This window comes from Gammaproteobacteria bacterium (assembly GCA_011682695.1).
GTDB lineage: Bacteria > Actinomycetota > Acidimicrobiia > Spongiisociales > UBA4744 > BMS3Bbin01.
The window spans coordinates 1-2,637 of record JAACED010000122.1 but is presented as its reverse complement, the minus strand read 5'-3'; the positions used below and the strand labels follow the sequence as shown (position 1 = coordinate 2,637).

The 2,637-nt window shown below is 63.9% G+C and carries 1 protein-coding gene; it reads left to right on the top strand.

The window, feature by feature from the left end:
* On the top strand, positions 1-2,637 hold a 2,637-nt coding region (locus GWP04_12680), incomplete at both ends, for a hypothetical protein (GenBank protein NIA26392.1).

Genomic DNA, 2,637 nt, shown 5'->3' with positions numbered 1-2,637 from the left:
AGATCTCGGTCGTGGTGACCCTGTCCTTTGCCGCGCCCCAAGACGTCTCGGTGGATTTCGCCACCGGGGACGGCTCGGCCACCAGCGGAGAGGACTACGTATCGGCCACGGGGACCCTCGACATCCCCGCCGGACAGACGAGTGGCGCCATCACAGTGCCGATCATTGACGATGCCCTAACCGAAGGTGACGAGGACTTCACGGTCACCCTGAGCAATCCTCAGAACGCCGTCCTCCGGGCGGGGGACACGACTACCGTGACGATCGTCGACGACGACCTGGCAGGGGTCGAGGTGACTCCGCTGAGCCTGCAGACGAGCGAGGAGGGCGGCTCGGCAAGCTTCACACTGGTCTTGACCTCGCAGCCGACGGATGGCGTGACGATCGAGCTGGCGAGCGGCGACGCAACCGAGGGAACCGTTTCGCCGACGAGCGTGCTCTTCGATTCTCTGAGCTGGTCGACGCCCCAACAGGCCACGGTGACCGGCGTGGACGACCCCGACGTCGACGGCGACGTCCAGTACACAGTTCAGACATTGCCGGCGACGAGTGCCGACCTCGACTACGCGGGCCTCAACGCGGCCGATGTGAGTGTGACCAATCTCGACGACGAGCTCCGGACCGTCATCGGCGAGCCTGCAGGACGTGTGTACGGCGATGGCGACGTGCTGCCCATGGACGCTTCGGCCTCGATCGTTCCGAGCGGCTACCAGACCTGGTTCGCGGTGCTCCGCGACGACGGCTCGGACCCGATGGACCTCGTGCACCTGGCGACTGGTCTCACTGACACCTTTGTGACCTCTGGCGCCGACCCGTCCTACAGGGTGCGGCTGGTGATCGCATTACCGGGTTCGACGCCGACAGACGAGGTTCTTCGTGGGGGCGACCTACCGTGCGTGTTGGGCGTTCCCGATCTCGGATGCGACAGCGTCGACGTGGTGATCGAGCGCTTTAGTGGGGGTTATTACTCGTTCCGGACCTCGTATGTTTTCCCGGAGGCTGTGCTGCTCACCTGGGGGCAACGCTCAAACACAGGTCTTGAGCTCCACCGCAGTGACGACGGAGGCCAAACCTGGATCGCTTTGCCGGAGCCCGGAAACCAAGACGGTGACTCGGGCATCGAGTCCTACAGGTCCTTCGCAGACCGTACCGTCAATTCCGGTTCGACATACCACTATCGGATCAGAGGGGGTGCGGGGGCAGACTGGTTCTACCTCGGCAACACCTGGAACCCGCCGGGCGATCCAGTAGTTACCCCCGTGTGGTCAGCGCCACGTCCGGTGCCGATTTTCGAATCGGCGACCTGGAATTGCCCCGAGAACGCGAGCCGCTTTCTCTGCTACGGCTCGGTCACCGTTCGTCTCGACCCCGAGCCGGGAGCGAGTCTCGCCGGCGCCACTATCCGCGTGTTCTTGAACGAAGAGACCTTTGAGGCGCTCGACGGAGACGGCGACCCGATCGACATTCTGTGGCCGGATGCCTTCCCGTTCGCCGGTCGCGACGAGCCTGGATGTGTGACCCGAAAGGTCACCCCTGATCTCGAGGTGACGGTTCCCCAAGGTGAGGACTCGACCACCATCCAGATTCCAAACGTCGTCTACGGCGCCAACAGCTTCCGCTTCGAGGTGGATGACGGCCAAGGAGGCTTCGCCGAGCGGGCGTTGCTTTACGGCGTTCACGACGTTGTGGGCGATCACACCGCGGACCACGCCCAGCTGATCCCGTTGCTCTTCGGCGCCGACGTGGTGACCGAGGAGTTCGAGCTCAAGGGCCTCGGCCCGGTTGGCATTCGCAGCCCGGACTGTGTGGACGGTGACTGGCGGTCGCCCAACCCGTGGACCGTCAAAGATGAAATCTACACCGCTGAGGTCAAGTGGTGGAGCGTTGCTTGGGACAAGTACGTCGAGACCGAAGCAGGTACCGACGAGCAGGGCCGGTGGTCTGTGAACCTGTCGCTCAGCGACGGTTACGACCATGCCATGAAGATGATCCCGATTTACAGCTGCGCTCCAACCGTGACAGGCCATGTCGGGCGGTCGGTTCTGGCAGAGGACGGCAGCCCGATCACGGTCTACGGAACTGCACAGGAGGTGTGTGCAAGGGCCCTCTACAACGACTACACTCCCCTCCACGTGGACACGACTCTTGACGGGCCCCATCCGCCGGTCGTCGACCAGGTTCCGGGTAGCCTGTTCAGCGTCGCCGACGACGAGGTGCTGGTGCTCCCCTTGCGCTTCAGGATCACCGATCTCCACCACGACGTCGACGTATCCGCGCTGACGATAACCAATGAGTCCCTCGACCCGGTGCAGACGGTGTACGGGTTCTACTCCGATCAGCAGATTGACCACACGCTGGGGCACTGGGGCTGGTTTGTAGCGGACGTGCCGATGCTGATGCCGGCGGGACAGACCTCGTGGGACAACCAGCTTCGGATCCAGGGTACCGATGATGCCGGAAACATACTCGATCACGTCGCGACGGTTACCAGGGAGCGGCCGTTGGTATGGGCCGAGATCAGCCCGATAGACCCTGCAGAGGCCGAGGCGTTCCAGCTCGTCACCGCCGATGGTTCGAGCTCAATCGTGCCCGCTCTCGGCGAGGTGGGCGGGGGCGTCGCCTGGTGGGTGGTGTTGG